The sequence below is a fragment of the Reyranella sp. genome, from assembly GCF_965279465.1.
Taxonomy (GTDB): domain Bacteria; phylum Pseudomonadota; class Alphaproteobacteria; order Reyranellales; family Reyranellaceae; genus Reyranella.
The window spans coordinates 7,379,768-7,401,281 of the sequence record NZ_OZ257242.1 but is presented as its reverse complement, the minus strand read 5'-3'; the positions used below and the strand labels follow the sequence as shown (position 1 = coordinate 7,401,281).

Below are 21,514 nucleotides of genomic sequence, written 5' to 3'. Positions count from 1 at the left end.
GACAGCCCTGAAGTGGCGCGGCTTGAGGTTGTAGAGACCATATTGGGCTTTCGAGGCCTTCGCCGGGCCGCGAGAGAATGTCCGCTCGGGAGGCAGTGGCGGAGGGAAAGAACCTGGGAGCCAATGGTTTCCGCTTGGTAGTTGTTGGCCTACTGGGAGATCAGCACCTCGTCCTACCCGTAGCGCTGTCAAAGATGTGGGGATCCGACCGCGACGAGAGGGGTGGGAAGCTTGGAGATTACGCGCCGTAGTCCGACGGCGGCCGGTCGGGGCGCAGCGCTTTGAGGATGAAATGGTCGAGCGAGACCGGGCCGGGGCCGGCGATGCCGAGCCAGGCGAACATCACGAAGTAGGAGACCTCCTCGAAGCCGAGCAGGGTCTGCAGCGAATCGACGTCGCTCCATTTCGCCGAGACGATGGCGACGATCATGATGATCATCATCGGCACCGAGACGAAGCGCGTCAGCAGGCCGAGGAGAAGCATCACGCCGCCGACGAATTCCATGCCCGACGCGAACGGTGTAAGGATCTCCGGCGCGGGGATTCCCCACGAGCGGAAATTCTCGATCATGCGCGGCAGGAAATGCAGCTTCTGCCAGCCAGTCCACAGGAAAACCCAGCCGACGACGATGCGAACGGCGAGTGGACCCGCCCAGCTGAAATAGCCGGCGACGATGCGGGACCAATCGTAGAAGACCGTCGCGAAGAGAGTCATTGGAGCACCGTGGAGCGTGAGGGAATGCGGGCGTCCGTGGCCGTGCGCCGGGACGCCCGCCGCCGATTACATCACCTTGCCGCCCTTGGCGGTGCACTCCGCGCCGTCTTTGGCCTCGGTGAAGCCCTGACCCTTGCAGGCATTCTGACCCTTGCAGGCATTGCTCGCGCCCTTGCAGGCGCTCTGTCCCTTGCAGGCGTTCGTGCCGCCACAATGGACGGGAGCCGCATGAGCGGCGGTCACGAAGGTCGTGGCGGCGAAGACCGACGCGGCGGTGACGAGGAAGTTGCGCTTGTTCATGGACGTCTCTCCTGATTGACCGGGCACCTGCGCCCGTACCAGGTCTTTCGCGGCGAACGGCCGGGCCGTTACAGTGCGTGGAGAACTTTTTTCGCGTCGGCGTGAAGCACGCCTGTAATGTTCGCCCCGCTGTACACGAATACGTGAAAGAGCAACTTCGTTGGCCGACCTGAACGATCTCTCGGCATTGATGCGATCGGCACGGCAGGGAGACGACGAGGCCTATCGTCGGCTGCTTGGCGAGGTGACGGTGTGGCTTCGCATCGTGGTGCGGAGGGGGCTGGTCTCGGCCGGGCGCGGCGCGGCCGATTGCGAGGATATCGTGCAGGAGACATTGCTGGCGATGCATCTGAAGCGCGATACCTGGGACGAGGCGCGGCCGATCGCCCCCTGGCTGCGCGCCATCGCCCGCCACAAGCTCGCCGATCACCTGCGGCGGCGGGGCTTCACGGATCATGTCGATATCGACGATCACGCCGACGCGCCCGAGCTCGCGGTCGAAGTCGACCCCGCGTCGCCCCTGGATTCCCGCCAGATGCTTGCGAGCCTGCCGGAGCGCCAGAGGCGGATCGTGCAGGAGATTTCCCTCGAAGGCCAGCGTGCCGCCGACGTCGCCCGGGGGCTGGGCATGACCGAAGGCGCGGTGCGCGTGACGCTTCACCGCGCCCTCAAAGCCCTCGCCGCCGTCTATCGACGAGACCGCTCATGAAGACCGAACAACTGGTCGAAGCCCTGGTCGCCGATCGTGCGGCACGCCGCAAGCCGATCTCCCTTGTGCTCGCACTGGGCATTGCGCTCGGCGGCGCGGCGTCGCTCGTGCTCTTCCTCATCGATCTCGGTGTGCGCGCGGACATCGGCCCGGCGCTCGCGACCTGGCGCTTCGATCTCAAGATCGGGATGGTCGTGCTGGCTCTGATCCTGGCCTTTGGCTTGTGCCGCGAATGCGCGCGTCCCGACGCGTCCCGCCGTCCGGCGTGGCGCTTGTTGGCGCTCGCCGTGCTGGCGATAGGGGCGGTCGCGTTAGAACTTGCCGTCGTTCCCAGGGCGACCTGGGGCACGCGCCTTGTCGGCACCAACTCGATGGTCTGCCTGTCGGCGATCCCGGTGCTGTCGATCGCGCCGCTCGTCGCCGTGCTCACGGTCCTGCGGCGTGGCGCGGCGGCATCGCCTGCTCTCGCGGGTGCCGCCGCCGGCCTTCTGGCCGCGGCTTTGGGCGCGATGCTCTATGCCTTTCACTGCTTCGACGATTCGCCGCTGTTCGTCGTGACGTGGTATAGTCTGGCAGCGATTCCGATCGTGCTGGTGGGCGCCCTCATCGGTCGCCGGCTGTTGCGCTGGTGAGGTGCGGCTGCGAAGAAATCGCACCCCGCCGGATTCCCGCCGGAATCATGATGTAGTAGAGTGTATCGATGAAAACCGCCCCTCGCATCCCCTCGCGATGGGCCGGCTGGTCGCGATCGTTGGCAATAACGGCGACGCTGTCGGCTGTGCTCGGCGCCTGTACCTCCGTGGACAACGTCATGTATGGCGCCCGTGAGGGTACCATGGAGTATCCCGGTTCGGCGGCTGGACCCAATGCCGTCCCGACCTATGTCGTGAAGCAGAAAGACACGGTCGACGGCATCGCCAACCGCTATGGCGTCACCAGGCAGAGTATCGTCGACCGCAACAAGCTGCAGCCGCCGTATGCCCTGCAGCCGGGCCAAACACTGGAGGTCCCGGGCGCGAGGTATGTGCCGCCGTCGGCTCCGGCCGATACCACCGCGACCATGGCGGCCGCTCCGTCGGGCGGTCCCGGTCCGGTCAAGCGCGAGGCCCTGCCGCCTCCGCCCGGCACGCTGGAATCCAAGGCTGCCTATGCGGCGCCAGCACCGCCCGCCGCCGGCCAGCCGACCCCGCTCAGCCCGCCCGCCGCTGCGTCCGCACGGCCACCGAGCGCGACACCGCGGTTCCAGTGGCCGTTGCGTGGCAAGATCATCACGCCCTACGGGTCGACCGGCGGCGGCCAGAAGAGCGACGGCATCGACATCGCCGCCGACACCGGTGCGCCGGTCAAGGCGGCGGATGGCGGAAAGGTCGTCTATGCTGGCGACGGCGTGCCCCATCTCGGCAACCTGCTGCTGATCGAGCATTCGGGCGGCTACATCACCGCTTACGGCAACAACGAAGCGCTGCTGGTGAAGAAGGGCGACGAGATAAAGAAGGGCCAGACCATCGCGCGCGCCGGGGCGAGCGGCGGTGCGGCCAGCCCGCGCCTGCATTTCGAGGTCCGCCGCGGCGGCGCCAAGACTATCGATCCGGTATCGGTATTGCCGGGTCAGTGATCCTGCCGGGAGCACCACCAGGGTAGCGCGCTCCAACGACTACACGATCTTTCCGTCCATCTTGTACTGGCCCCGGCGGTCCTCGATCTCGAGGACCCAGACGTCGGGATCGTATTTCACCTGCCGTTCGATATAGGCGTCCGCCTCGGCTTCGGTGACGGGCTTGGGGCCGGTGCCGCGGCTCCACGCCGGCGTGTCGGTCATGGTGCTGGCCTGGGTGTAGACCGTCACTCCTTCCTCGAAGCGGTTGAGCTTCAGCAGCACCGTGCCGGCGTCCGGATCGCCGCGGCGCACGACCGTCGCCGGAATGAAGGCGATATCGCAAAGCCGGACCTGAGCGCTCACCCAAAGACCCGTGGTCAATCCCATCGCCATGTGCGGCCCCTCATGCCAGCGCGTCGTCGAGGCCGTCGAAGACGGCCCGCGCGCCGCGCCATGTGTAGCGCACGCAGGCGAAAGGCAGCGAATCCAGGGCGGTCTCGCATCGTTCAGGGGCGACGAGGATCGGCCGCACGGCGGTGCTTCGCCGTGCCGAGGCGCGCGACAACGACTTGACGGCGCGCGCCAGCTCGTCGGGCCGGCCGCCGGCCACCAGGGCGAACAGCGGGCGCGGCCGCTCGCCCCGCAACGAGAAGAGATCGGGCGCGCCGCCGAACAGGCCGCGCTTGGCAAGCTCCTCGTGCAGCGCCACGTCGACCAGCCGCCGGTCGCAGGCGGCCGTCGCCGAATCGCGGGCCGAGGGTTGCAGGCAATGGGCGGCCCGGCGCGCCGGAGGATCACCCGCCTTGAAGCGATTCACCGACTCGACGAAGCGGCCGAGCAGGCGCATCAGGCGCGGGCTGTCGAGCGGGGCGACGATCAGCGCCACAGTCTTGTGGCCGTCCGGCCATTCGATCTTCCGCCACACGCCGTCGGCGAGGAAATCGCGGAAGTGAGAGGCGCGCTGGCCGGGCCGCGCGCCGCCCATGCGTCCCGAGTGGGCGAGATAAAGCCTGCCCTCAACGTCGGCGGCGATGATGCCGGCGGTCTTTCGGCTGGCTCCGTTGCGCGCGAGATTGAGGCTGCAGGTGATGCTCTCGCGCTTGCCTGGCGCATCGGGCGCGTGGCCCAGAAGCAGTGTGTCGCGATCGGTGCGCGGCTCGATGGCCCACCAGAAGGCATCGTCCCTCGCCCAATGGATGGCCGTGCGCAACTCGCCGCCGCGCCACGTCAACCGCACGCCGCGCGCAGGAACACCCTTCAAAGCCTCGCGAAGACGCGCAATTGCCCCACCAATCTCCTCGGAATCCCCCACGACCTGCAGCATGCGCTCAGCATAGCGCATAGTTATCCTTGCCCATGTGGACAGCTTCGGCCAAACACGCCGCTCGCAGTCCGAGTACCTATGGCCGATCCGCCCCTCCTGACCCTTGCCGGGATTCGTTTCCATCTCGGCGACCAGACCATCCTCGACGGCGTCGATCTCTCGATCGCGCCGGGCGAGCGGCTGTCGCTGGTCGGGCGGAACGGCGCGGGCAAGTCCACCCTGCTGCGCATCCTGGAAGGCCAGCCGATCTTCGACGGCGGGACGCGCTTCGCACAACCCGGCGCCACGATCGCCACCCTGCCGCAGGAGCCGGACTTCATCGGCCATGCGACGGTGGCGCACTACGTCGCGTCTGCCCTCACCGATTCGCTCGGCCCCTCCGACTATCGCGTCGAGGCCTTGCTGTCCGACATCAAGCTCGACGGCGCGCGCGAGCCGGCGGGGCTGTCAGGCGGCGAGGCGCGCCGTGCTGCGCTCGCGCGCGCGCTGGTCGCCGAGCCCGACGTCATGCTGCTCGACGAGCCGACCAACCATCTCGACCTGCCGACCATCGAATGGCTGGAAGCGACGCTGTCGAGCTGGAAGGGCGCCTATGTCCTGGTGAGCCACGACCGGCGCTTCCTGTCGACCCTCACGCGCGCCGTGCTGTGGCTCGATCGCGGCATCGTGCGCCGGCTCGACAAGGGCTATGACGCCTTCGAGGAGTGGTCGACCGGCATTCTCGAACGTGAGGCGACCGAGCGGCACAAGCTCGACCGGCTGATCGAGCGCGAGACCGAATGGGCGGGCAAGAGCATCCGCGCCCGCCGCACGCGCAACGAGGGGCGGCTGCGCGCGCTCGGTGACCTCCGCAGGCAGCGCCGCCAGCAGATCGGCCCGACCGGTCGCGCCACTATCGAGGTCGCGCAGGCGGAGCAATCGGGCTCGCTCGCGATCACCGCGCGCAACATCTCCAAGAGCTTCGGCGACCGGACGATCGTGCGCGATTTCTCGGCGCGCATCTTCCGCAAGGATCGCGTTGGCCTGATCGGCCCCAACGGGGCGGGCAAGACCACGCTGCTCAAGATGCTGATCGGCGAGCTCGAACCCGACACCGGCTCGGTGAAGCTCGGCGCCAATCTGATGCCGGTCGTGATCGACCAGCGCCGCACCGCGCTCGATCCCGACAAGACGCCGTGGGAGATCCTGGCCGATCGCAACGATCACGTGCTGGTGCGCGGCACGCCGCGCCACGTCATGACCTATCTGCGCGAGTATCTCTTCAAGGACGAACAGGCGCGCCAGCCCGTCCGCACCCTGTCGGGCGGCGAGCGCAACCGCCTGCTGCTGGCCAAGGCGCTGGCCGCGCCGTCCAACATGCTGGTGCTCGACGAGCCGACCAACGACCTCGACGCCGACACGCTCGACCTCCTGCAGGAGGCGTTGGCCGAGTTCGACGGCACCGTCCTGCTGGTCAGCCACGACCGCGACTTCCTCGACCGGCTGGTGACCTCGACCATCGCGCTCGAGGGCGATGGCACGGCGACCGAATATGCCGGCGGCTACAGCGACTACCTGATCCAGCGCGGCCCGCGCGAGGCGCCGGCCGCCGCTCCGGTTGCGCCACGCAAGGAGAAGGCCGCCGCGCCGGCACGCGAAACCAAGGCGCGGCTGGGTTACAAGCGTGAACGCGCGCTCGCCGAGCTGCCGAAGAAGATCGAGGCGCTGCAGGCCGAGATGGCGCGGCTGCAAGCGGTGCTTGCCGACCCCGACCTCTATCGCCGCAACGCCGCCGATTTCCAGGCCAAGACCAGGCGCCTTGGCGCCGCTCAATCCGAGCTGGACGCCGCCGAGACCGAATGGCTGGAGCTCGAGATGCTGCGGGAAGAGCTGGACGGCTGAGGTTGCCTGTCCGGCATGAGCGGACGAACGCCGGAAGCTGTGCGTCGACTGACTGCACCCAGCCGGGGTTGTTGTCACGGTCGGCCGAGCCAGAGCGTACGCCCTTCCGGCAGTCCGAGAGCCAGATCGACGAACCCCATCTTCCTCCAGAACTTGGCCGCTCCAATATTGGCCCGGTTGACGGCGACATGCAGGGCCTTTGCGCCTCGGGTGCTTGCCACGCTTGTCCAACGGTCGAAGAGGCTGGTGCCGACGCCCCGCCCGTGGAGGCGAGGCAGAAGATTCAGATGGAGGTGTGCCGGGTATGGCCGGGCGACAGCGGGAGGCGTGAGCGCAGGGCGGTGAATCGCGAACGCCCGTCGCTGGTCTGGCGTCCATCTCGCGGCGTCAGCCTCGGCGGGGAGGGCGTAGCGCTCGCGGAGCGCAGGCCACCAATTCCGTTCGAGCCTCCGTTCCCACGCCATCGTATCGGTCGTGCCGACGGCAAAGCCGGCCACGCCGTCGCCGTCTTCCACGACAAGCGCCAGCCGCGGTTCGAGCAGGGCATAGGGCGCCGCGTAGATGTGCCCCATCAGCCTGGGATCGGCGTAGAGGTGCGAAGCATCGCCTCCCGCATGGCCGGTCGCGAGCGAAATGCGGTACAGCGCGTCGAGATCGTCGGAGCGGAACGGCCGGATCATCGACATGCGTCGCGGTGGTCAAGTGCCGGCCATGTCGCTTCCTTCAGTCCAGAGTTACGGGCAATAGCCGGCGCCGCCCGCAGGAACGCCGGCGGTGAGCGGTACGCGACAGCATACCGGGGCCCACGCAGGTGGCGGTCGCCGCGGCGAGAACGATCGGGAGCCGACGCATCAATGGCCTCCAGAAACGAATCCCGGCGTCACTCTCCCGGTGCATAGGCCGAAAGCAAGGGACATGCCTGGCGACGGTCTTCGCGTAGGCTTCGAATATACACGGGATGTGTATATTCAGGCGGTATCGGTAGTGGCGTTTTGGCCACACGGCCGCCGGTTTCGCTCTATTCCTGCTGGCGGGAGATTTACCGTACGCGACCGCCGTGCGAGGCTGAGATCCCATCAATTTTGAAAGGAGGTGATTACGTGAAGTTCATCATCGCAACGCCGACGACCTTCGCAGTAACCGCCACCGGGATCGTTCCTGAACTGGCGCATCGCTGCCCATAAGGGGGTCGACGGACGTTGGCACAAAGCCGCCTACGGGCGGCTTTGTCGTGTCTGGGCCTATTTCACCGCGCCCATCGTCAGGCCGCGCACGATGTACTTCTGCACCATCAGGCTGAGCACCAGCTGGGGCAAGGCGGCGACGATCGTCGCGGCGGCCATTTGGCCCCACAAGACCTGCTCATAGGAAATGAACTGGATGGCGCCGACCGTCACCGGGAAGGTCTGGCGGCCGGCGAGCATCAGCGGATAGTTGAACGCGTTCCAGCAGAAGATGAAACCCAGGATCACCGTGACCGAGATGCCCGGCATGCTGAGCGGCAGGATGACCTTGGTGAGGACGCCGAACCACGAGCAGCCGTCGATCTTGGCCGCCTCCTGGATCTCCAGAGGGATCTCCTGGAAGAAGCTGCGCAGCATCCAGATCGTGAACGGTAGCGTGATGAGCTGATAGGCGAAGATCAGCCCGGCATGCGTGTTGTACAGGCCGAGCCGCTGGTAGAGCAGGTAGAGCGGGATCACGAAGGCGATGAACGGCACGAAGCGGAAGCTCATCAGCACGAAGGCGAGGCCGTTCTTCATCGGGAAGTCGAAGCGCGCCAGGGCGTAGGCGGCGGGAATGCCGGCCACGATCGACAGCGCCACCGCGCCGACGGAAATGATGATGCTGTTGAGGAAGAACAGGGGAAAGTCGGGCCGCGTCGAGGAATACTGTCCGCGCTGCTCGCCGATCACCAGCGCCGCATAATTGTCGAAGGTCGGCGTGAACACGAACTTCGGCGGCACGGAGAGCATGTCTCCCGGGCCCTTGAGCGACGTCAGGAGAATCCAGAAGAACGGAAAGACGGTCCAGAACAGCAGCACCGCGGCGGCTACTGCGATGACGACGTTTCGGACGTAGCGTTGATGGGAGGCACCTTGCGCGCTCATTGGGTGCTCTCGGACGCCCGGTTCCAGAGCCGCATCAGCAGGTAGCTGCAGATGACGACCAGCAGGAGCAGGACGATCGCCTGGGCCATGCCCTTGCCCATCTGGAACCACTGGAAGGAATACTGGTACGCCATGATGTGCAGGTTGGTGGTCGCATCATTGGGACCGCCCAGCGTCGTCGCGTAGATCACGTCGAAGATCCGGAGGGAGTCCATCGTCCGGAACAGCACGACCAGCACAATGAATGGGCTGAGCAGCGGCAGGGTGACGTAGCGCAGGACCGCGAAGGCGCCGGCGCCGTCGACCCTTGCGGCCTCGTACGGTTCGTTCGGCAGGGCCTGCAGCCCGCCCAGCAGGATCAGGGCGACGAACGGCAGGTTGCCCCAGGTGTCGATGATGAGGATCGAGGCGACCGCGCCTTCGGTGGAGCCGAACCAGTTGATCGGACCGACGCCGACGAACGACAGCATGTGGTTCAGGATGCCGGCGTTGGTCGAGGCCATCATGATCTTCCACATCAGCGCCGTGATCACCGGCGGCATCATCAATGGCAGCAGCATCAGCGCGCGGATCGCGCCGCGTCCCGGGATGCGGCCGTGCAGGAACAGCGCGATGGCGAGGCCGAGGCCAACCTGGATCACGACCGCCGCCAAAGTGAAGGCGAGGGTGAACTCGAGCGAGCTCAGGAACAGCGGCTCGGTCACCAGGCTGACATAGTTGTCGAACCAGACGAAGCGGAACCGGTTGGGATACTGCAGCCAGTAGCTGGTAAAGCTGTAATAGAATCCGAGCGCGAACGGGTAGATCATCCCGGCGAGCAGGACCAGGGCTGGCGCCAGCAGCAGGTACGGCAGGAACTTCTCCTGCCGCCAGTGCCGGCGCCCTTGCGCGGTGTTCACGGTCTCGACGCCGCTACTTGATGCCGGCTTCCTTGAGCACCTTGTCGACCTCGACGCTCGCCTTCTTGAGCGCGTCGGCGGCCGACAGGCGCTTGAAGTAGATCTCGTGCAGCGCGCGCGCCCAGATGTCGCCGAGCCGCGTGCGCTCGGGCTGGGGCGTCCAGGCCACCCGCGCAGTCTCGAGATTCTTCGCGAGGACCTTGAGGTAGCTGCCGTTGCCCCACGACCCCATGATCTCCTGGACCTTCGGGTCGTTGGTGATCGACATGCGCGACGGATTGTAGTTGCGATAGCCGAGCGTGGCGTTGAGCAGGGTGCGCTGCGCGGTTGCCCACTGCACGAACAGCCACGCTGCTTCCTTGTTCCGGGTCGCCTTGCTGATCCCCAGCGCCCACGTCCAGAGGCCCGAGTAGGTCTTGCCGCCCGGACCGGCCGGGATCAGGGCGTATCCGACCTTGCCGGCGACCTTTGATTTCTTGGGATCCTCGTAGTTGGCCGCGAAGAAGTCCGCGTCGGCGATCATGCCCGCTTGGCCGGCCGTGAAAGCTTCCATGGCATCGTACCACTGCATGTTGGCCCAGTTCGGTGGACCGCTATCGCGCACCATGTTGATCCAGGTCTCGGTGTACTTGACCGAGCGCGGATCGTGGAAGTTGGCGTTCAGCTTGCCGTCGAACTCGCTCCACTGGCCGTCGGTATAGGACTTGAGGCCGCTGAGGAAGCCGGTGCCCATGCTCGCCACGCTCGGTGTGCCGCGAGCGACGATGCCGGGAATGCCGGCATTCTTCTTCACCAGCGCCGCCGCCTCGGCCATCTCCTCGATCGTCGTCGGCACCTTGATGTTGTACTGATCGAAGAGGTCCTTGCGGTAGGCGAGGATGTAGGTTTCCGCCAGCACCGGAATCGAATAGAGCGGGCCCTCGCCGACGCCGCCGCCCGTCTTGCCGTCCCACCGGTTGGCCTTGATCAGCGCCGGATAGAAGTCGTCGAGCTTGAACCAGCTCTGGTCGGTCAGCTTGGCATTGTTGAGGAAGCCGTCGAGCGGCAGGATCCAGTCCGGCGGCACGTACTGCCAGTTCCGCATCGGGCCGGTCATGATGACCGAGAACTCGCCGCGCTGCTGCGACAGATCGGCGACCAGCTTGGTGAAATATTCCGCCTCGGGCAGGATCAGGTACTCGACATTGATGCCCGTCAGCCGCCTGAACTCGGGAATGAGCGGCAGCAGCGATTCGGTGAACGGGTGCTTGTTCAGCCCGATGGTGAGCGACTGGCCGTCGGCCTGCTTCCAGTTGATCTTGGCCTCGCGATAGTAGGCGAGGGCTGCGTCGTCCTGTGCCCGCGCGGCGAGCGCGCCACCCATCGCAAAGGGCGAGGACAGTAAAAGGCGATTGATCCACCGACGTTGCATGCGCATGCGCTTCTCTCCCTTGTAAGGCGGTTCTTTGCGAACCTTTTCAGTCGAGACGGATGTTCAGCTCTCCAATGATTGCCGTCCATTTGGCGGTTTCTTCGCGGATCAGTGTCGCCATCTCGCGTCGTCCGCGGAAAGACGGAAAGTAGCCGAGGCTCTCGAGCAGCTTCGATGTCTCGGGAACGGCCAGCGCCTGGCGATAGGCGCCTTCGAGCTTCTCGAGGACGGGAACGGGCGTGTTGGCGGGCGCCATGATGCCCTGCCACGACATGACGACGAGGTCGGGCCATCCCTGCTCGATCGCCGTGGGCACGTCGGGAAGGGCCGGATGGCGCGTGCGGCCGAGGATGGCGATGATGCGCAACCGGCCGGCATCGACCTGTCCCTTGTACATGCCGTAGCCCGAGATCATCAGCTGGATGCGCCCGCCGAGCATGTCGTTCAGCGCCGGGCCGCCGCCGCGATACGGCACGTGCATGAAGTCGACACCGGTCTGGCGGCGCAGGACTTCGAAGCTGAGGTGATCGACGCTGCCCAATCCACCCGAACCAAAATGGAGCTCTTGCGGCTTGCTCTTGGCCAGCGCCACGAACTCGCGCAGATCCTTGGCCGGCAGGTCCGCCGGCACCGCGAGGACGACCGCGGAGTCCGCGACGGTGCAGATCGGCGCGAGGTCGCGCTCCACGTTGACGGTCAGGTTGCGATAGAGCAGCGGATTGGTCAGCACGACGCTGCTGTTCACGTGGCCGAGCGTGTAGCCGTCGGGCGCGCTCTTGGCGACGGCCTCCAGGCCTACGCTGCCGTTGGCGCCGCCCTTGTTGTCGACCACGACCGTTTGCCCCAGCGGTGCCTGGATGCCTTGCGCCATCGGCCGCGCGACCAGATCGGTGCCGCCGCCCGGCGGAAAACCGACGATGACGCGCACAGGACGCGACGGGTAATCCTGGCTCCAGGCGGCCGCGACGGGCACGGCACCCAATGCGGCAGCGAGCAGGCTGCGGCGATACATGATTTCCTCCAATGGCCCGCCGGTCCAGGCCGATATTGTCTTGCTTGGTCTTCCGGCGAGGGGGTGCTCAGGCCGCCAATTGCTCGATGGTGGGAGCGTCGCCAGCGAGGGTCGTGCGGCGCATGTCGCGCACCTCGTTACGGTCGAAGCGGCGCGCACGGTGCATCGTTGCCCGGTTGTCCCAGATGACGAGATCATACTGCTGCCAGACGTGCGCATGGACGAATTCACGTTGCGTCGCATGCTCGGTCAGATCGCGCAGGAAGGACCGCGCCTCGGGTACCGTCCATCCCTCGATCGCGCCCGCATGGGCCGACAGGAACAGCGACTTGCGTCCGGTCTCCGGATGGATGCGGACGAGGCGCTGCCGGACCGGCCGGAAGCTGGCGATCTCCTCCGGGGTCAAGTCGGTGAAGCCGATGGAGGCGCGTGAATGGATCAGGGAGTGCTCGCACACCAGATCCTCGATCTCGTCCTTGGTCCTCTGGTCCAGTGCATCGTAGGCCGCGCGCATGTCCGCGAACTCGGTGTTGCCACCCCACGACGGGACGACCCGGGCCGACAGGAGGGAATGCTTGGCGGGAACCTCGGCGTACGAGCTGTCGGAGTGCCAGAGGCGGTCACCCAGCTTGAAGAACCACTGGCGGTCGTCGCCCGAAATGATCTTCCCGTTCTTGTCGAGGTTGGACAGATCGCCGATACCCGCGCCCAGGCGGCTGTCCGATGCCTTGCGGATGTTGCCGGGCCGGGCCTTGACCTCGAGCTCGCCGAAGTTGCGCGAGAAGGCGATCTGCTGCGCATCGGTGACGTTCTGGCCGTGGAAGACCAGCACCGCATGCCGGTTCATGCCCGCGTCGATTGCGGCGGCGTCCTCGCGGCTAAGCGGTTTGGTCAGGTCCACGCCGGAAACCTCGCCGACGAACACGGGATGGATCTGCTTGATGGTGAGCGCCACTTTGCTGTCGTCCTCCGGCGATCGAACTTGTTATAACATATGACACGCTAAAGCCCGGCGGTCCGCACTGTCAAACGGGCCGCGCTTTTTCAAGTCGCCTTGCGGCACCGGATGCAAACTGCGATTCAACCCGCCATGCAGCATGTCGAGCACGTCAGCCTAGCCACCCAGGTGCTGCGTGAAGTCCGTTCCGCCATCGTGTTGGGCGACCTCGCCCCGGGCGCACGGCTGACCTTCCGGGACGTTGCCCAGCGTCTCAATGCCAGCGTCACGCCGGTGCGCGAAGCCCTGCTTCAGCTCGTGGCCGAGCGGGTATTGAGCGTAGGGCCTGGCCGCACCATCACCGTGCCCATTCTCACGCGCGCGCAGTTCCTCGAGCTGCGCGTGGTACGTATCGTCCTCGAGGGCCTCGCGGCCGAGGCGGCAGCCCGGCAGGCCGGAGGGGCACTTGCCGACGAGTTGCAAGCGATCCACGTCCGGTTGGACGACGCCAAGCGGGCGCGCGATCCGCGCCAGGCGACGATCCAGAACCGCACCTTTCATTTTCGACTCTACGAGGCGGCGGCGTTGCCCGCGCTGCTGGGCATGATCGAGAACATCTGGCTCAGGACGGGGCCTTATCACCGCTACATCTTTGCCGACGCGACCAGGCACATCTTCGACACCCACCCGCCCGAGCGCGGCGTGCCGCTCCATTTCCACAGCTATGTCATCGAGGCCGTGCGCAAGCGGCGGCCGGCCGAAGTGCGGCGCGCGGTCGAGCTGGACATCCTGTCCGGCGACGCCGTCATTCTTCCGCAGCTGCCGCTGGATTCCCCGGAACAGATCGAGTGCCTGGCGCGCAGCCTGCCGAGCCTCAAGGCGCTTCCCGTGGAGCTTCTGCAGGCGGCGACGGACATGAAGCCGGACGCGCCTCGCACTCCCTCGCGTCCAAGGCAGCGCAAGCGAAACTTGCTCCGTGCCGGTTGATTGCCGTGCGAAGCCGCGTATAGACCGACTGCAGGTTCCCACCCATCCAAGCAAGGCTCTCATGGGCAACGCCGCCGCACCCGGACTGACCGAAGACGAAATAAGCGCCTTGCGCGAGATTGCCGGGGCGATGATCCCGGCAGACCCTGCCCTCGGCATGCCCGGCGCCGACGATCCGGCCATCCTGGCCGACATCGTCAGATCGGTGGGACGCGATCTTCCGCTGGTTCGCGAGGCCGTGGCGGCGATCGGCAGAAAGTCCGGCGGCTCCTTCGCCGGCATGGACCAGGACGCACGCGAAGCCCTGCTCAATGGTTATCACGCCGATGGCGGCGCGCCGGCCGCGACCCTCGGGCGGGTGATCCTGGGCGGCTACTACCGCGACGACCGTGTCCTGCTCGCCATCGGGCACGAGGCCCGTGCTCCGTTCCCGAAGGGCTACGAGGTGGAGCAGGGCGACTGGTCGCTGCTCGATCCGGTGAAGCGTCGGGCGAAATTCTGGCGCGACGACCGCGTCGCTGCCGAGGGAGATCGCTGAGATGGCCGGCAACGAGAAGGTCGATGTCCTGATCATCGGTTCCGGCGCCTCGGGCGCCGCGACGGCCTGGAGCCTGGCCGACACGAAGATGCGCATCCTCTGCCTGGAGCAGGGCGACTGGATGAAGCCGACCGACTTCCCCAGCAACGGCCGCGACTGGGAAGCCCGGCGCCACACAGATTTCGCCATCAGCCCGAACCAGCGCGGCCGCGACACCGACTATCCGGTCAATGACGACAACTCGATCATGAAAGTCGCCAACTTCAACGGCGTCGGCGGCGGTACGGTGATCTACACGGCGCACTGGCCGCGCATGCATCCGTCGGACTTCAAGGTGAAGTCGCTCGACGGCGTCGCAGACGACTGGCCGATCGACTACTGGGCGCTCGAGCGGTTCTACGAGGAGAATGACCGCATGATGGGCAGCTCCGGCCTGCCCGGAGACCCGGGCGTACCGCCACGCCATCCGCCGATGCCGCCGATCCCGCTCGGCAAGACCGGCGCGCGCTATGCCAAGGCGATGAACAAGCTCGGCTGGCACTGGTGGCCGTCCGACACCAGCATCGCCACCACCGACTACGAAGGCCGGGCGCGTTGCATCAACCTCGGTCATTGCACACCGGGCTGCGCGCAAGGCGCCAAGGCCAGCACCGACATCACCTACTGGCCGCTCGCGATCCGCGCCGGCGTCGAGCTGCGCACGCGCTGCCGGGTGCGCGAGATCACCACCGCTGAAAACGGCATGGCGTCGGGCGCGATCTACTACGATGCCGACGGGTGCGAGCAGTTCCAGCCGGCCGAAGTCGTTATTCTGGCCTGCAACGGCGTCGGCACGCCGCGCCTGCTGCTGAACTCGACGTCGGCGCGCTTCCCGAACGGGCTCGCCAACTCCTCCGGCCTCGTCGGCAAGAACCTGATGCTGCACCCCTGGCCGATGATCTCGGGTTATGTCGAGGAAAAGCTCGATGGCGGCCGCGGCCCGATCACCTCGCTGTGGAGCAAGCAGTTCTACGAGACCGATACCTCGCGCGGCTTCGTGCGGGGCTACACGTTGCAGTTCAATCGTGGCACCGGCCCGGCCAGCCAGGCGTTCATGGGTGCCGCCGCCGGCATGCTACCGTGGGGACGCGGCCATCACGGCGCCTATCGCGAGCTGCTCGACCATCGGGTGGGGATCGGCGTGGCCTGCGACGACCTGCCGGAAGAGCATAACCGCGTCACCCTCGATCCAGCGCTGAAAGACAGTAACGGCATTCCCGCGCCCAGGATCGACTACACGATCAGCGAGAACACGCATCGCATGATGGAGCACGGCATCGCCCGGGCCGAGGAGATCCTGGCCGCCGCCGGTGCGACCCGGATTCACTGCTCGCGCACGGTATTGAATTATCCCGGCCACCTGCTGGGCACGGCGCGCATGGGCGTCGACCCGGAGCGCTCGGTGGTGAACGAGTGGGGCCGCTGCCACGACGTGAAGAACCTGTTCATCGTCGACGGCAGCGTCTTCGTGACGGGCGGTGGCGTAAACCCGACCTCCACGATCCAGGCGGTTGCGCTCTACATCGCCGACCAGATGAAGCAGCGGTTGGCGACCTTGTTCGATTAGTCGGCTAAGCTCGAGTCATGTTCCTCCCCGCGATCCACGCAGGGAGGAATTAAAGCGAAGGGGAGGACGGGCATGAAATTCGGCATCACGATGTTTTCGACGGACTACGCGATCCCGCCGCACGAGCTCGCCATCGAGGCCGAGGCGCGCGGCTTCGAATCGGTCTGGTTCCCGGAGCACAGCCACATCCCGACCAGCCGCAAGTCGCCGTGGCCCGGCGGCCCCGAGTTGCCGAAGTGGTACTACGACACCTACGATCCGTTTCTCGCCATGGCTGCCGCAGCGGTCGTCACCAAGACCATCAAGCTCGGCACCGGCGTCTGTCTCGTGGTCCAGCGCGATCCCATCCATACCGCCAAGGAAGTCTCGACCGTCGACCGGCTGTCGAACGGCCGGCTCTTGTTCGGCATCGGCGGCGGCTGGAACGAGGAGGAGATGGCCGACCACGGCACGGCGTTCGCCACGCGCTTCAAGCTGATGCGCGAGCGGATCGAGGCGATGAAGGAGATCTGGGCGCGCTCGAAGCCGAAATATTCCGGCGAGCTCGTCAAGTTCGACGAGATGATGCAATGGCCCAAGCCGGTGCAGAAGCCGCATCCGCCGATCATCGTCGGCGGCGGCTTCCCGCACGGCGCGCGCCGCGCCATCGCCTATGCCAACGGCTGGATGCCGATCGGTGGCCGCGGCGGCGACACGCTGGCGATGCTGCCGCCCTTCCGCGAGATGCTGAAGGCGGCCGGGCGGCCTGAATCCGACGTGCCGGTCACGTTGTTCGGCGTCGGCATGGACAGGGAGGCGCTCAAGCGCGCCGCAGAAGCCGGCGTCGACCGTATCGTCTTCGGCATTCCGCCCGAGGCCCGGGAGAAAGTCCTCCCCCTCCTCGACAAGGGCGCCGCCCTGATGCGCGAGATGGCTTGATCTAGGGGTGCGGACCCCACGGGGCTGCGTTCAGCAGCTTCACTTCCTGGGTCATGACCAGTGGTCGGAACTTGGAGGCGAAGCCTTCGGTGAAGTCGGTATTGGCGAAGACCGCCGCCCAATGCGCCCGGCGGTCGGCATCGTCGTCGAACTTCCAGAGATGGACGAGCTGGTTGATCGTGCCGGTGTCGCCTTGGAAGTAGCCGATCAGCTTCTTGTCGTGGCCGCCCTTGGCCAGCGCGGGAAAGCCGAGCTGCTGGTAAAGCCGCGTCGCTTCAGCCATCTTTCCGACGTACAGCGTATAAGTCCTGAGCTCGTAAAGTGCCATCGAAGGCCTCCCCAGTGGATTGACGACCAACACTGAACAGGAATTTCCGCCATGTCACGCATCCGTCCCTCGCGCTTCGTCCATGTGGTCTATCGCACGCGCCGCTTCGACGAGATGATCGCCTGGTACCAGGCCGTGTTCGATTGCAAGGTGCAGTACCAGAATCCCGCGCTCGCCTTCCTGACCTATGACGACGAGCATCACCGGGTGGCGCTGATCAACATGGCGGCGGTCGGACCGCCGGCGAGCGAGGGCGACCGGCGCGGGCTGATCGGGGTCGACCATGTCGCCTACACTTACGACTCGGTCGACGACCTGATCGAGAACTACGCCCAGCTCAAGGACAAGGGCATTCTGCCCTACTGGTGCATTCACCATGGCGTGACGATGTCGATGTATTACGCCGATCCGGACGGCAACCAGATGGAGCTGCAGGTCGACGCTTTGACCTCGGTCGACGAGGCTAATGCCTTCATGCATGGCCCCGGCTTCGCCGCCAATCCGATCGGCGTCGAATACGATCCGGAGGAGATCCTGGCCAAGATGCGGTCGGGAACGCCGGGTTCGGCCTTCCTGCGTCGGCAGGCCGACCTGCCCGTGTCGCCGATCCGCGGAGCGATCACCGCGTAATCTCCCTGCAAGAGAAAAGCTTGGTTAATCCTGCGGCGGGACGAACATGTAGCCGACGCCCCAGACGGTGCGGATCGCCGTGGGATGCTCGGGGTCGACCTCGACCTTGCGGCGGATGCGGTTGATGCGCAGGTCGATGGCGCGGTCGAAGGCCGCCATCTCGCGATGGCCGATCCGCTCCAGCATCCAGTTCCGCTCGAGCGGCCGGTTCGGGTTGTCGGCGAACAGCTTCAGCAGGTCGAACTCGCTGGCCGACAGCGTCTCCTCACTGCCGTCGGCCTCGATCAGGATGTGCCGCTCCAGGTCGAGGATGCGCCGGCCCATGCGGATGCGCTTGGTCGGCGCGGCTGCCGGCGCCTCGCCGGTGCGGCGCAGCACGCTCTTGATGCGCGCCAGCAGTTCGCGCGGCTCGAAGGGCTTAGGAATGTAGTCGTCCGCGCCCGACTCGAGGCCGACAATCCTGTCGACCGTCTCGCCCGCCGCCGTCACCATGATGATGCAGATCTTGCTGCTCTTCTCGCGCAGCCAGCGGGCCAGCGCGAGGCCGTCCTCGCCGGGCAGGCCTATATCAAGCAGAACGAGATTGGGGATTTCCCGTTCGACCAGCCTCCTCAGGCCGACGCCGGAGGCAAAACCGGTCACGCGGTAACCGCGCTTGCTGAGGTAACCGATCAGCAATTGGCGGCCCGCAGCTTCATCTTCGACAACGACGATGTGTGGGCGCCAGTCCATTCCGTCACAATTCTAGTCAGGGCGGGAAAGGCCCAACGTCAAAATGCTAGAGGATTTCAAAGCCGGAGCCAAGCTTGCTCGGCGGCTGCGAACCGTTTCGCGAGTGGAGATACGACCGGCTCAGGCCTCGATCTGACCCTTCACCCGGTCCATCTCGACCACGAGCTGGCCGAACTCGCCTTCGCAGGCGACCCGGTCGCCAGTCTTGGCTGCCGTTTCCAGGGCGGCCGCCGTGCTGCTCAGCAGACGTGCGCCGACGGCCAGCGCGCCGCTGCGAAGGCGATGAGCCGCCGATTGCAGCGTCGCGAGATCGCCGCAGGCCATTGCCTGCTCGATGTCGTGCGATGAGGCGTCCACCGTCTCGCTGAACCGCCGCAGGATGCTGCGCCGCGCGGCGTCGTCGTTCTCCACCCAGGGGTCGAGGACGCTCGGATCGATTGCCGGGGTGTCGTCATTGCTGGCGGCCTTGGGGGAGCTCGAAGCGGGCACGGAAATCTCCTTCTTGTCGGGCAGCCAGCGCTTCAGGACCTCTCGCAGGCCATCCAGGCCGACCGGCTTGGCGAGATAGTCGTCCATGCCGGCCGCCTTGCAGCGTTCTTCCTCGCCGGCCATCGCGTCGGCCGTCACGGCGACGATCGGCGTGCGCTTGCGGCTCTCGGCCGTCTCGATGGCGCGGATCTCGCCGGTCATGGTGAAGCCGTCCATCAGCGGCATGTGCACGTCGGCAAAGACGATGTCGTAGCCGCCGCCTCGCCAGGTGCTGAATCCGGCAAAGCCATCGGCCGCCGAATCGGCGGGGATGCCGAGCACCTTGAGCTGACGCAGCATCACCTCGCAATTGATCGGATTGTCGTCGACGACGAGGGCGCGACGTTGGGCGCGGGCCGATGCCGGCACGCTCGCGGCCACCGCCAGCTTGGCTGGGACGGGCGCGACATTCTCGATTACGGTCGGCTTCAGCTTCAGTGTCACGATGAAGGTCGCGCCCGAGCCCGGCAGGCTGCTGACGGTCACGTCGCCCTGCATCAGCTCGGCAAGCTGCTTGACGATCGACAGGCCGAGGCCGCTGCCGCCGAAGCGGCGGGTGATCGAGCTGTCGACCTGGGAGAACGGCTTGAACAGGCGCTGCTGCTGCTCGCTCGAGATGCCGATGCCGGTGTCGGTCACCGCCAGCACGACCCGTGCCATGCCGCCATCGATCGGCTCGGCGCTGGCGCGCAGCATGACGCCGCCGCGGTCGGTGAACTTCAGCGCGTTGGACAGCAGGTTGAAGATGATCTGGCGCACCCTTGTCGGATCGCCGACGAAGGCGTCGGCCGGGCTCGAGGCGACGATGCCGACCAGCGACAGGCCCTTGCGCGTCGCCTGGGGTTTGAACACCTCGACCGCGCCATCGATCAAATCCTTGAGCACGAAAGGCAGCTCTTCGAGCCTGAGCGCGCCGGCCTCGATGCGCGAGTAGTCGAGCAGGTCGTTGATGTTGCGCAACAGCACCTGGGCCGACTCGCGCATCATGTTCAACGTATGCGTCTGGTCCTTGCCCGGACCTTCAGCCTCGAGCACGTCGATCATGCCTAGCACACCGTTCATCGGCGTTCGCAGCTCGTGGCTCATGGTGGCGAGGAATTGCGACTTGTGCTGCAGCGCCCGCTCGAGCTGCCAGCCCTTTTCGCGGATCTCGTTGATCAGGCGCACGTTCTCGATCGCGATGGCAGCCTGGTCGGCGAATACCGTCGCGAGCTCGATCTGCTTGGCCGAGAAGGGCTCGACGCTCTCGCGCGCCAGCGCCAGCACGCCGATCAGCTGGCCGTCGCGGGTCATCGGCAGGCCGAGCATCGTGCCGAGCCGCCGCATGCCCGCGATGTCGCCTTGAGTCCCTTCCGCCGAAGCGTTGGCGACGGAGACCGTGCGTGCGCCGCCCGCAACACGGGCGACGAGCTCGTCCCACGCCGGCGCGGTGGGCGCCATGGTGGACAGCAGGTCCTTTTGCGCCGGCCCGTCCGCGCCGCTGCCGGCCATCCAGCGGAAGGTACCGTCCTGGAATTGGTAGATGCCGGCCATCTGCGCCCGGCACAGCCGGGTTGCGGTGTCGAGGACGACCTGCAGGACGGGCGCGAGGTCGAAGGTCGAGCGGCTGATGGCCTTCAGCACGTCGGAGATCGCGGTCTGGTAGTCGAGCGATTCGCGCAGCTCGGCGGTGCGCTCGAGGATCTCGTGCTCGAGGTCGACCTTGGATCTCTGCTGGGCCGAGGCAAAGCGATAGAGCAGCACCACGATCAGCACACCCGCGGTTGCCAGCAGGCCGGTCAGCAGCCAATGCTGGAAGCTGAGATCATGCTGGTCCTGCGCCACGATATCGCCGCTCCGCACGTTGGCGGCCGCGGCGAGCTGCAGCATTCGCGGCACCTGCGGCTCGAGCAGGCTTCGGATCTTCATGACGGTGTCGGGGTTGGGCAACCCGGCGATCATCTTGTCGACCGTGGCGAGCGTCGCCTCGAGCTCCTCGACGTTGCGCTTGAGATCGGGCCGTTCGGCGATGAAGTCGGCAGCCTCGCCGGTGCGCAACAGGACGAGACGATTGACCAGGACGTCTAGCCTGAGTGCCACCGCATCGGCATCGACGTGGTTGCCGGGCAGGGCGGAGGCCGAGATCGTCTCTTCCAGCCGCAGCACCTCGTGCGCCGCCTGGCTCAGCAGCCAGGTCAGGTTGTAGCGCGAGACGCGGCCGAGTGCCTCCTGCCGGTTGACGATCAGCACCGAGTTGGCGATCACCGCGACGGCGAGGAAGCCCAGCGCGAGTGCGAGCAGCAGCCTTTTGACGTTGGAGAACCGGCCAAGTCCGGCAGCCAGTACCTTCCACATTGCGTCGCTTCCCGCCC

At 66.4% G+C, this 21,514-nt stretch carries 22 protein-coding genes; 9 read left to right on the top strand and 13 right to left on the bottom strand.

Features of this window, described 5'->3' with window-relative positions; genetic code table 11:
- Positions 1–238 precede the first annotated feature (238 nt).
- Both ACQY8M_RS36095 and ACQY8M_RS36090 read right to left on the bottom strand, forming a co-directional pair.
- Positions 239–715: a DoxX family protein gene (locus ACQY8M_RS36095; RefSeq protein WP_428666965.1), complete on the bottom strand. Its 477-nt coding sequence runs from the start codon at positions 713–715 to the stop codon at positions 239–241.
- Positions 716–781: 66 nt separating this feature from the next.
- Entirely contained in the window at positions 782–1,015 is a 234-nt protein-coding gene (locus ACQY8M_RS36090; RefSeq protein ID WP_428666962.1) for a hypothetical protein, read from the bottom strand.
- 160 nt (positions 1,016–1,175) lie between these two features.
- Here ACQY8M_RS36090 and ACQY8M_RS36085 point away from each other — a divergent pair, with 160 nt between their 5' ends.
- From ACQY8M_RS36085 to ACQY8M_RS36075, 3 genes are all read left to right on the top strand, one after another.
- A complete protein-coding gene (locus tag ACQY8M_RS36085) occupies positions 1,176–1,724 on the top strand; it encodes a sigma-70 family RNA polymerase sigma factor (RefSeq protein WP_428666959.1) in 549 nt (182 codons plus the stop codon).
- Positions 1,721–2,356 (top strand): NrsF family protein, encoded by a 636-nt coding sequence (locus tag ACQY8M_RS36080; protein ID WP_428666956.1) that lies wholly within the window; start codon positions 1,721–1,723, stop codon positions 2,354–2,356. The genes ACQY8M_RS36085 and ACQY8M_RS36080 overlap by 4 nt, the downstream gene beginning before the upstream one ends.
- A 68-nt stretch (positions 2,357–2,424) precedes the next feature.
- Positions 2,425–3,339 carry a peptidoglycan DD-metalloendopeptidase family protein gene (locus tag ACQY8M_RS36075; protein ID WP_428666954.1) on the top strand — a complete coding sequence of 305 codons (915 nt, stop codon included), beginning with the start codon at positions 2,425–2,427 and terminating at the stop codon, positions 3,337–3,339.
- A 39-nt stretch (positions 3,340–3,378) separates the two neighbouring features.
- Here ACQY8M_RS36075 and ACQY8M_RS36070 read toward each other — a convergent pair whose 3' ends face one another.
- Both ACQY8M_RS36070 and ACQY8M_RS36065 read right to left on the bottom strand, forming a co-directional pair.
- A complete protein-coding gene (locus ACQY8M_RS36070; protein WP_428666951.1) occupies positions 3,379–3,714 on the bottom strand; it encodes a DUF1491 family protein in 336 nt (111 codons plus the stop codon).
- A 10-nt stretch (positions 3,715–3,724) separates the two neighbouring features.
- Positions 3,725–4,663 (bottom strand): hypothetical protein, encoded by a 939-nt coding sequence (locus ACQY8M_RS36065; RefSeq protein ID WP_428666948.1) that lies wholly within the window; start codon positions 4,661–4,663, stop codon positions 3,725–3,727.
- Positions 4,664–4,723: 60 nt separating this feature from the next.
- On the opposite strand from ACQY8M_RS36065, the gene ACQY8M_RS36060 reads away from it, so the two are divergent.
- On the top strand, positions 4,724–6,526 hold the full coding sequence (locus tag ACQY8M_RS36060; protein WP_428666945.1) for an ABC-F family ATP-binding cassette domain-containing protein: 1,803 nt from the start codon (positions 4,724–4,726) through the stop codon (positions 6,524–6,526).
- Positions 6,527–6,600: 74 nt separating this feature from the next.
- Here ACQY8M_RS36060 and ACQY8M_RS36055 read toward each other — a convergent pair whose 3' ends face one another.
- The 6 genes from ACQY8M_RS36055 to ACQY8M_RS36030 form a co-directional block, all read right to left on the bottom strand.
- Positions 6,601–7,206: a GNAT family N-acetyltransferase gene (locus tag ACQY8M_RS36055; RefSeq protein ID WP_428666942.1), complete on the bottom strand. Its 606-nt coding sequence runs from the start codon at positions 7,204–7,206 to the stop codon at positions 6,601–6,603.
- Between the two features lie 561 nt (positions 7,207–7,767).
- Positions 7,768–8,637 carry a carbohydrate ABC transporter permease gene (locus ACQY8M_RS36050; protein WP_428666939.1) on the bottom strand — a complete coding sequence of 290 codons (870 nt, stop codon included), beginning with the start codon at positions 8,635–8,637 and terminating at the stop codon, positions 7,768–7,770.
- Positions 8,634–9,536 (bottom strand): carbohydrate ABC transporter permease, encoded by a 903-nt coding sequence (locus ACQY8M_RS36045; protein WP_428666936.1) that lies wholly within the window; start codon positions 9,534–9,536, stop codon positions 8,634–8,636. Before ACQY8M_RS36045 ends, ACQY8M_RS36050 begins: the two co-directional genes overlap by 4 nt.
- Positions 9,537–9,549: 13 nt before the next feature.
- Positions 9,550–10,953: an ABC transporter substrate-binding protein gene (locus ACQY8M_RS36040; protein ID WP_428666933.1), complete on the bottom strand. Its 1,404-nt coding sequence runs from the start codon at positions 10,951–10,953 to the stop codon at positions 9,550–9,552.
- Positions 10,954–10,993: 40 nt separating this feature from the next.
- Positions 10,994–11,959 carry a Bug family tripartite tricarboxylate transporter substrate binding protein gene (locus tag ACQY8M_RS36035; protein ID WP_428666930.1) on the bottom strand — a complete coding sequence of 322 codons (966 nt, stop codon included), beginning with the start codon at positions 11,957–11,959 and terminating at the stop codon, positions 10,994–10,996.
- 67 nt (positions 11,960–12,026) lie between these two features.
- Entirely contained in the window at positions 12,027–12,914 is an 888-nt protein-coding gene (locus tag ACQY8M_RS36030) for a TauD/TfdA dioxygenase family protein (protein WP_428666927.1), read from the bottom strand.
- A gap of 135 nt (positions 12,915–13,049) precedes the next feature.
- Between ACQY8M_RS36030 and ACQY8M_RS36025 the strand changes: the two genes are divergently transcribed.
- The 4 genes from ACQY8M_RS36025 to ACQY8M_RS36010 all read left to right on the top strand — a co-directional run bounded on the left by ACQY8M_RS36025 (position 13,050) and on the right by ACQY8M_RS36010 (position 16,945).
- A complete protein-coding gene (locus ACQY8M_RS36025) occupies positions 13,050–13,883 on the top strand; it encodes a GntR family transcriptional regulator (RefSeq protein ID WP_428666925.1) in 834 nt (277 codons plus the stop codon).
- Between the two features lie 61 nt (positions 13,884–13,944).
- Positions 13,945–14,421 (top strand): hypothetical protein, encoded by a 477-nt coding sequence (locus ACQY8M_RS36020; RefSeq protein WP_428666923.1) that lies wholly within the window; start codon positions 13,945–13,947, stop codon positions 14,419–14,421.
- A 1-nt stretch (position 14,422) separates the two neighbouring features.
- A complete protein-coding gene (locus ACQY8M_RS36015) occupies positions 14,423–16,027 on the top strand; it encodes a GMC family oxidoreductase (protein ID WP_428666920.1) in 1,605 nt (534 codons plus the stop codon).
- A 72-nt stretch (positions 16,028–16,099) separates the two neighbouring features.
- Positions 16,100–16,945, top strand: coding sequence for an LLM class F420-dependent oxidoreductase (locus ACQY8M_RS36010; protein WP_428666917.1), 846 nt, complete (start codon positions 16,100–16,102; stop codon positions 16,943–16,945).
- 1 nt (position 16,946) lies between these two features.
- Here the strand turns inward: ACQY8M_RS36010 and ACQY8M_RS36005 are convergent, their stop codons facing one another.
- Positions 16,947–17,273, bottom strand: coding sequence for an NIPSNAP family protein (locus tag ACQY8M_RS36005; protein ID WP_428666914.1), 327 nt, complete (start codon positions 17,271–17,273; stop codon positions 16,947–16,949).
- 51 nt (positions 17,274–17,324) lie between these two features.
- Here ACQY8M_RS36005 and ACQY8M_RS36000 point away from each other — a divergent pair, with 51 nt between their 5' ends.
- A complete protein-coding gene (locus ACQY8M_RS36000; RefSeq protein WP_428666912.1) occupies positions 17,325–17,903 on the top strand; it encodes a VOC family protein in 579 nt (192 codons plus the stop codon).
- A gap of 24 nt (positions 17,904–17,927) precedes the next feature.
- Here ACQY8M_RS36000 and ACQY8M_RS35995 read toward each other — a convergent pair whose 3' ends face one another.
- Positions 17,928–18,635 carry a response regulator gene (locus ACQY8M_RS35995; RefSeq protein WP_428666909.1) on the bottom strand — a complete coding sequence of 236 codons (708 nt, stop codon included), beginning with the start codon at positions 18,633–18,635 and terminating at the stop codon, positions 17,928–17,930.
- Positions 18,636–18,755: 120 nt separating this feature from the next.
- On the bottom strand, positions 18,756–21,497 hold the full coding sequence (locus ACQY8M_RS35990; RefSeq protein WP_428666906.1) for an ATP-binding protein: 2,742 nt from the start codon (positions 21,495–21,497) through the stop codon (positions 18,756–18,758).
- Between the last annotated feature and the right edge of the window lie 17 nt (positions 21,498–21,514).

What these genes read in the sequence shown, in the direction of transcription:
- ACQY8M_RS36095 (WP_428666965.1), bottom strand. Translation starts at nt 715, where the DNA reads ATGACTCTCTTCGCGACGGTCTTCTACGATTGGTCCCGCATCGTCGCC.
- ACQY8M_RS36090 (WP_428666962.1), bottom strand. Translation starts at nt 1,015, where the DNA reads ATGAACAAGCGCAACTTCCTCGTCACCGCCGCGTCGGTCTTCGCCGCC.
- ACQY8M_RS36080 (WP_428666956.1), top strand. Translation starts at nt 1,721, where the DNA reads ATGAAGACCGAACAACTGGTCGAAGCCCTGGTCGCCGATCGTGCGGCA.
- ACQY8M_RS36075 (WP_428666954.1), top strand. Translation starts at nt 2,425, where the DNA reads ATGAAAACCGCCCCTCGCATCCCCTCGCGATGGGCCGGCTGGTCGCGA.
- ACQY8M_RS36070 (WP_428666951.1), bottom strand. Translation starts at nt 3,714, where the DNA reads ATGGCGATGGGATTGACCACGGGTCTTTGGGTGAGCGCTCAGGTCCGG.
- ACQY8M_RS36065 (WP_428666948.1), bottom strand. Translation starts at nt 4,663, where the DNA reads ATGCGCTATGCTGAGCGCATGCTGCAGGTCGTGGGGGATTCCGAGGAG.
- ACQY8M_RS36060 (WP_428666945.1), top strand. Translation starts at nt 4,724, where the DNA reads ATGGCCGATCCGCCCCTCCTGACCCTTGCCGGGATTCGTTTCCATCTC.
- ACQY8M_RS36055 (WP_428666942.1), bottom strand. Translation starts at nt 7,206, where the DNA reads ATGATCCGGCCGTTCCGCTCCGACGATCTCGACGCGCTGTACCGCATT.
- ACQY8M_RS36050 (WP_428666939.1), bottom strand. Translation starts at nt 8,637, where the DNA reads ATGAGCGCGCAAGGTGCCTCCCATCAACGCTACGTCCGAAACGTCGTC.
- ACQY8M_RS36040 (WP_428666933.1), bottom strand. Translation starts at nt 10,953, where the DNA reads ATGCGCATGCAACGTCGGTGGATCAATCGCCTTTTACTGTCCTCGCCC.
- ACQY8M_RS36035 (WP_428666930.1), bottom strand. Translation starts at nt 11,959, where the DNA reads ATGTATCGCCGCAGCCTGCTCGCTGCCGCATTGGGTGCCGTGCCCGTC.
- ACQY8M_RS36025 (WP_428666925.1), top strand. Translation starts at nt 13,050, where the DNA reads ATGCAGCATGTCGAGCACGTCAGCCTAGCCACCCAGGTGCTGCGTGAA.
- ACQY8M_RS36020 (WP_428666923.1), top strand. Translation starts at nt 13,945, where the DNA reads ATGGGCAACGCCGCCGCACCCGGACTGACCGAAGACGAAATAAGCGCC.
- ACQY8M_RS36015 (WP_428666920.1), top strand. Translation starts at nt 14,423, where the DNA reads ATGGCCGGCAACGAGAAGGTCGATGTCCTGATCATCGGTTCCGGCGCC.
- ACQY8M_RS36010 (WP_428666917.1), top strand. Translation starts at nt 16,100, where the DNA reads ATGAAATTCGGCATCACGATGTTTTCGACGGACTACGCGATCCCGCCG.
- ACQY8M_RS36005 (WP_428666914.1), bottom strand. Translation starts at nt 17,273, where the DNA reads ATGGCACTTTACGAGCTCAGGACTTATACGCTGTACGTCGGAAAGATG.
- ACQY8M_RS36000 (WP_428666912.1), top strand. Translation starts at nt 17,325, where the DNA reads ATGTCACGCATCCGTCCCTCGCGCTTCGTCCATGTGGTCTATCGCACG.
- ACQY8M_RS35995 (WP_428666909.1), bottom strand. Translation starts at nt 18,635, where the DNA reads ATGGACTGGCGCCCACACATCGTCGTTGTCGAAGATGAAGCTGCGGGC.
- ACQY8M_RS35990 (WP_428666906.1), bottom strand. Translation starts at nt 21,497, where the DNA reads ATGTGGAAGGTACTGGCTGCCGGACTTGGCCGGTTCTCCAACGTCAAA.